Genomic DNA, 4,941 nt, shown 5'->3' on the forward strand with positions numbered 1-4,941 from the left:
GCAGGGCGGTGACCGGTACGGCCAGTACGCCCTTATGCAGGCCGGTGCTGAAGCCGACATGAACACCAGGTCGTGATCGGCGGGCACGGTAGCAAGGTGGCTGTACTTACCGATCGGCGGTGCGAGGCCGGCCGGGCTCCAGCGACGAATCATCCTTTTCCCCCTCTGGGGGGAAGCGTATAGGCCTGGCTGGGGAGGTCGTGAAAGCCCCCTCGGGTCAGGATGACGGACATGGCGAAGACCGTGACGGAACCCGCACATGCGACTGTCGAGGCGACGCCCGTTGACGAGGCGACGCCCGCCGCGCCGTCGTGGCGCAGGTGGAGCGCGCAGATCGGGCTGGTCTGGGTGACGCTGTACGGGGCGCTCCGGATCCACTGGGAACTCGGCCACATGCCCGGCGACCTGTCGCCGGTGGGCCCCGACCTCGTGGCCTTCACCGGGTGGCCGTCGGTCGGCCTGTGCGCGGCGGCGGCACTCGTTCTCATCGCCCTGATGACCGTGCGGGGGAGCGGGCTGATCCGCTGGACGCTGCTGCTCGCGGCGTGGGCGGCGGGCGTCTCGCTCGTGGCGGCCGGGGCCATGCTGCTGCTCGACGTGATCGGCGGGATCCTGCCGGGTCTCGGGATCCGGTTCTACCCTCTCGGCGCGCTGAGCCGGGTGGCCTGTGTCGGCGCGGGGGTGCTGGTGGTGCTGTCGGCGCGGTCCTACCAGCGCCGGACCCGGGAGGGCTGCGCGGCGTGCGGGCGGACGGCGTCGTCGGCCGGCCCGCTGCGGCGTACCCCGCGCTGGGCCTTCTGGGCCGCCTACCTCTCGGTGGCGGGCTGCCTGGTGCGGATCATCGCGCAGGTCCGGATCGGTTTCGCCCAGTCACCGCTGTCCGCCGGCGCGTCCGCGATGCTGTTCGAGGTCGGCTTCGTGCTGGGCGGCACCGTGCTGCCGCTCTCGTTGGTGCACGGCTGGGGCCGGTTCTGGCCACGCTGGGTTCCGCGCCTGGCCGGGCGCCGGGTGCCGCGCCGGCTGGTGCTGTGGCCTGCGTGCGGCATCTCGGGCGGGCTGATCGTGTACTTCGGCCTGACACAGCTCCAGATGATCTTCGAGCGGTTGCAGGGCCGTAACCCGTTCCCGGCCGAGGGCGGCCTCGCGCTGCCCGAGACGTTCTTCTGGATCGCGGTCCCCGCTTATCTGACGTGGGGCGCCGGGATGGCCGTCGCGGCGGTGGCCTACGCCCGCCGCACCCGTGCGCCGTGCGGCACCTGCGGCCGGTGACGTGGGCGGACGCGCACACCGGACGCGAGATTCGAGATCTCGGCGCCGGCATCTCCCCCGAAGGACGCCGGCGCCGAGATCGTCTGTCCGGACGGTCAGAGGCTCTGGCGCTCGGCGCGCCGCTGCCGCTGATCGAGCGGGTCGGGTACCGGCGCCGACGCCACCAGCCGCCGGGTGTAGTCCTCACGCGGGTCGAACAGCACCTGGTCGGTCACGCCCTCCTCGACGATCCGGCCGCCGTTCATCACCGCCACCCGGTCTGAGACCATGCCGATGACGGCAAGATCGTGGGTGATGAACAGGCAGGCGAAGCCGAGCCGGTCCTGGAGTTCCAGGAACAGGTCCAGCACCGTCGCCTGAACGGACACGTCCAGCGCGCTGGTCGGCTCATCGGCGATGATCAATTGTGGGTCGAGCGCGATCGCCCGCGCGATGCTGACCCGTTGCCGCTGCCCGCCGGACAGCTCGTGCGGGTAGCGCCGCCGTACCGACGGGTCGAGTTTGACGCTCTTCAGCAGGTCGACGACCCGGTCGGTCCGGTCGCCGATCCCGTTGATGACGAGCGGCTCGGCGATGCAGTCGCCCACGGTCATCCGGGGGTCCAGTGACGACGCCGGGTCCTGGAAGACGATGCTGCACCGGCGGCGCAGCCGGCGCAGGTCACGGCCCCTGGCGCCGGTCAGCTCCTCACCGAGCAGCCGGATCGTTCCGGACGCGGGCTTGAGCAGCCCGATCGCGGCCCGGCCCACGGTGGACTTACCCGACCCGGACTCGCCGACCAGCCCGAGGACCTCGCCCGGAGCGATGCCGAGCGAGACGTCGTCGACCGCTCGTACCTTGGCGGCGCCCTTGCCGCGGAACTCCACGACCACGTTCTCCAGGGCGAGCGCGGCGGCGCCGCCGGACGCCTGTCCTTCCGGCTTCTCGGCGGCCGGTGCCGTACGCGCGCGGCGCCGGCCGGGGACGAGCCGCGGCACCGAGGCCAGCAGCTTCCTGGTGTAGTCGGCCTGCGGCCGGGCGAACAGGTCCTCGACGGTGGCCTGCTCGACGACCTTTCCCTCGTGCATCACGACGACCCGGTCGGCGATGTCGGCGACGACGCCCATGTTGTGCGTGATGACGAGCATCGCCATGCCGAACCTCGCTCGCAGGTCGCGCAGCAGGTCGAGGATCTCCGCCTGGACGGTGACGTCCAGCGCGGTGGTGGCCTCGTCGGCGATGAGGACCTTCGGTTCGCAGGCGATGGCCATCGCGATCATGACGCGCTGGCGCAGCCCGCCGGACAGCTCGTGCGGGAACTGGCCGAGCCGGCGCGGCGCGTCGCGGATCCCGGCCATCTCCAGCAGCTCCGCCGCCCGTTCGAGCGCCTGCTTCCTGGACATGTCGGGGATGTGCAGGCGCAGTGCCTCGGCCACCTGCCAGCCGACCGTGAACGCGGGGTTCAGTGCCGTCATCGGCTCCTGGAACACCATGGCGACCTCGGCGCCGCGGATCGCCCTCAGCCGCCGCCCGTCCAGCGTCGTGACGTCGACCCCGCCGACCTGCACCTTGCCGGTGACGGTCGCGGTGGGCGGGAGGAGGCCGAGCGTGGACATCGATGTGACGCTCTTGCCGGACCCGGACTCGCCCACGACGGCGACGACCTCTCCGGGCCGCACGTCGATGCTGACGCCGTCGACGGCCCGTACCTCCTCGGTTCCGCCCGTGAACGAAACGGTCAGGTCCTTGATCGCCAGCGCTGGAGACTCGCTCACCGGATCCTCCTCATCGGCCCTGGAGACGTACTTCGAAGGAGTCGCGCAGGCCGTCGCCGATCGCGTTGAACGCGCACACCACCAGCACGATGGCGAATCCAGCAGGGAAGATCAGCCACCAGTAGCCGTCGTAGGTGTAGGAGATCCCCTTGCTGAGCATGCCGCCCCAGTCGGTCTTGGGCGGGGCGACGCCGAGCCCGAGGAAGCTGACGTAGGCGATCAACAGGATGGCGTCGGCCACCTGGAAGGTCGCGTTGACCACCACGGTCCCGATGGCGTTCGGGATGATGTGCCGGAACACCGCGCGGCGGTGGCTGCCGCCCATCGCCTTCATCGCCTGTACGTACTCGCGGCTGCGCAGTGACAGCGCCTCGGCGCGCACCAGCCGGGCCGGGACGAGCCACGACACGCACCCGATGATCAGAATCTGCACCGGGACGGTGGGCCGGAGGATGGTCGCCGTCACGAGGAGCAGGAACAGCGCGGGGATCGCGATGCCAGCGTCGACCACCCGCATCATGCACGCGTCCACCCAGCCGCCGGCATAGCCGGAGATCGCTCCCCACACGGTCCCGATCAGCGTGGCCAGCAGCCCGGCGGCGACGCCGATCTCCAGCGACGTCTGACCGCCGATCATCAGGCGGCCCAGGACGTCGCGGCCGACGTCGTCGGTGCCGAGCAGGTGCCCTCCGGTACCGGGCGACAGGTTGGCGTCGGCCAGCCGGGTGTGCACCTGGTCGGTGTGGTGGATCAGTGGTCCGACGAAGCAGAACAGCGCCAGTGCCAGCAGGACGACCAGCCCGGTCACGGCAAGCCGGTTGGCGAAGAACAGCGAGACCATGCGCCGGTAGGGCCCGGCCGCCGGTGTCAGCGGCGGGCCGGTCGCCGGGGTGGGAGCCGGATCGGCCATGGGGGGCAGGGAAACGGTCATTTGATGGCTCCTCGTACCCGGGGATCGACGAAGGCCTGGAGGATGTCGGCGAGCAGGGACCCGATGACGGTCGCCAGCGCGATGACGAGGACCGCGCCGAGCAGGATCGGGTAGTCGGAGGTCTGCGCGGCGTTCCAGAAGAGCAGGCCCATGCCGGGGTAGTTGAACACCGACTCGATGACGAGCGCGCCGCCGAACAGCACCGGCAGGTAGTAGCCGAGCATCGCGATGATGGGCGTCAGGGAGTTGCGCATGATGTGCAGCCACACGACGCGGCGCTCCGAGGCGCCCTTGGCGCGCGCGGTGCGCACGTAGTCCTCGGCGAGGTTGTCCAGCACGGCGGAGCGCATGTAGCGGCTGAACGCCGCGATCGTGGCGATCGCCCCGGCGAGGATGGGCAGGATCAGCCCCCGCGAGTCGGCGAACAGACCGGAGAGCGACTGTGCCTGCGGCGCCTGCACGGGCAGGATCGGGAACTTCTCGGTGAAGACGACCACCAGGATGAGCGCGAGCAGGAAGACCGGGGTGGCGTAGCCGATGAACACCACGGTGGTGACGGCGTAGTCGGCCAGGCCCTTGCGGCGACGGCCCTGCCACACGCCGAGCGGGATCGCGATGACCAGCGCGAGCAGCGTCGACAGGCCGGTCAGGATCAGGGTCTTGGGGAGCCGCTGCGCGATCAGCGAGCCTACCGACTGGTTGAGCGTGTAGGAGTCGCCGAGGTCACCGTGCAGCAGCCTGCTGAGGTAGGACCAGTACTGCTGGATCAGGGACTGGTCGAAGCCGTGCTCGTGGTTGAAGGCCGCGATCGTCTGCGCGCTGGCCTGTGGGCCGAGAATGCCGCGTGCAGGCCCTCCGGGGACCGAGTGCAGCAGGAGGAAGACGATCACTGTCACCAGGAAGATGACGACGAGCGCCTGCCCGCACCGCTTTGCCAGGAAGCGAGTCAACGAGGTGCCTCCGACCGGGGGTTGGGGCCTGGGGACG

The 4,941-nt window shown here is 70.7% G+C and carries 4 protein-coding genes; 1 reads left to right on the plus strand and 3 read right to left on the minus strand.

Translation table 11 applies throughout. The features are described 5' to 3' along the window. Nucleotides 1-231: 231 nt before the first annotated feature. Nucleotides 232-1,269 carry a hypothetical protein gene (locus HKK72_RS35885; protein ID WP_187238851.1) on the plus strand — a complete coding sequence of 346 codons (1,038 nt, stop codon included), beginning with the start codon at nt 232-234 and terminating at the stop codon, nt 1,267-1,269. A 95-nt stretch (nt 1,270-1,364) separates the two neighbouring features. On the opposite strand, the gene HKK72_RS35890 is transcribed toward HKK72_RS35885, so the two are convergent. The 3 genes from HKK72_RS35890 to HKK72_RS35900 all read right to left on the minus strand — a co-directional run. After that, nucleotides 1,365-3,023: an ABC transporter ATP-binding protein gene (locus HKK72_RS35890; RefSeq protein ID WP_187238852.1), complete on the minus strand. Its 1,659-nt coding sequence runs from the start codon at nt 3,021-3,023 to the stop codon at nt 1,365-1,367. Nucleotides 3,024-3,033: 10 nt separating this feature from the next. Then, on the minus strand, nt 3,034-3,954 hold the full coding sequence (locus HKK72_RS35895) for an ABC transporter permease (RefSeq protein ID WP_222721573.1): 921 nt from the start codon (nt 3,952-3,954) through the stop codon (nt 3,034-3,036). Beyond that, on the minus strand, nt 3,951-4,941 hold a 991-nt coding region (locus HKK72_RS35900), incomplete at its 5' end, for an ABC transporter permease (RefSeq protein ID WP_261987530.1). The genes HKK72_RS35895 and HKK72_RS35900, both read right to left, overlap by 4 nt.

Source organism: Actinomadura sp. HBU206391 (assembly GCF_014323665.1).
Taxonomy (GTDB): Bacteria; Actinomycetota; Actinomycetes; order Streptosporangiales; family Streptosporangiaceae; genus Actinomadura_C.

What these genes read in the sequence shown, in the direction of transcription:
- HKK72_RS35885 (WP_187238851.1), top strand. Translation starts at nt 232, where the DNA reads ATGGCGAAGACCGTGACGGAACCCGCACATGCGACTGTCGAGGCGACG.
- HKK72_RS35895 (WP_222721573.1), bottom strand. Translation starts at nt 3,954, where the DNA reads ATGACCGTTTCCCTGCCCCCCATGGCCGATCCGGCTCCCACCCCGGCG.